The 398-nt window shown below is 70.4% G+C and carries 1 protein-coding gene; it reads right to left on the bottom strand.

From position 1 onward, the window contains the following. A partial coding sequence (locus R2S09_RS40315) for a CBS domain-containing protein (RefSeq protein WP_399145757.1) occupies positions 1 to 398 on the bottom strand: 398 nt, incomplete at both ends.

The raw sequence follows: 398 nt of genomic DNA, 5'->3' as shown, positions 1-398 counted from the left end.
AGCCGTTCCAGCAGGTGGGAGGCGGTGATCACGCCCAGGAGTCGTGTACCGGTCGTGTCCTTCTCCGCGACTGCGACGAGGGGGCTGCGGACCTGTGCCATGAGTGCCGCGACTTGGAGGGCGGTCGCGTCGGGTGGGGCGATGGGGGGAGGGGGAACGCTCTGCGACAGGCAGTCGTGGACGGTGCGGCCCTTGAGTGCCTGGCACAGCCGGTCGGCGTGGCGTTCGTCGACCACGGCGGCCAGTGTGGGGTCCTCGATGACGTACCCGGGCACCAGGATCTTGATCATCTGTGATGCGGGCAGGATGGCCTTGGGTGCGCCGGTGTGGTCAACGACCAGCAGGGCGGGCAGCCGGTGCTCGGCCATCAGGCCGCGCGGCCGTCGTCGCGTCGGTGC

Source organism: Streptomyces sp. MK7, from assembly GCF_032658145.1.
GTDB classification, from domain to species: domain Bacteria; phylum Actinomycetota; class Actinomycetes; order Streptomycetales; family Streptomycetaceae; genus Streptomyces; species Streptomyces spiralis.
Note: the sequence above shows the minus strand (reverse complement) of the source record. Positions and strands in the feature narration are given on the sequence as shown.